The organism is Streptomyces sp. AC627_RSS907, assembly GCF_019049165.1.
Genome location: NZ_JAGMUE010000298.1, coordinates 1 through 559, shown reverse-complemented (window position 1 = coordinate 559; position 559 = coordinate 1). Strand labels below are relative to the sequence as shown.

General features: G+C 73.3%; 1 protein-coding gene. It reads left to right on the top strand.

Features of this window, described 5'->3' with window-relative positions:
• The coding region (locus KUM32_RS35380; protein WP_217146031.1) for a UbiA-like polyprenyltransferase at positions 1-559 on the top strand (559 nt) is incomplete at both ends.

Here is a 559-nt window from a genome sequence, read left to right as displayed (position 1 = left end):
TGGTGGGGCTGCGGACCTTCGCGATGGCCGCCAACCGCATCATCGACCGCGAGATCGACGCGCGTAACCCGCGCACGGCCGGGCGCGAGTTGGTCACCGGGGCGGTGTCGGTGCGCTCGGCGTGGACCGGCGCGCTGGTGGCGCTCGTGTTCTTCCTGGGCGCCGCCGCGCTGCTCAACCCGCTGTGCCTGGCGCTCGCGCCGGTCGCGGTGGTACCGATGGTGGTCTATCCGTACGGGAAGCGGTTCACGAACTTCCCGCACGCCATCCTCGGCATCGCGCAGGCGATGGGCCCGATCGGCGCCTGGCTCGCGGTGACCGGCTCCTGGTCGTGGGACGCGGTGATCCTCGGCCTCGCGGTCGGCGTGTGGATCGGCGGCTTCGACCTGATCTTCGGCTGCCAGGACGTGGCGGCCGACCGGGCGCACGGCGTCAAGTCGGTCCCGGCGCGGTTCGGCATCCCGGCGGCGCTGTACGGCGCGCGCGGCAGCCACGTCGTGACGATGGGGCTGCTGGTCTGGTACGCGCTGGCGACGGGCGCGGGCGCGCTGTTCTGGGT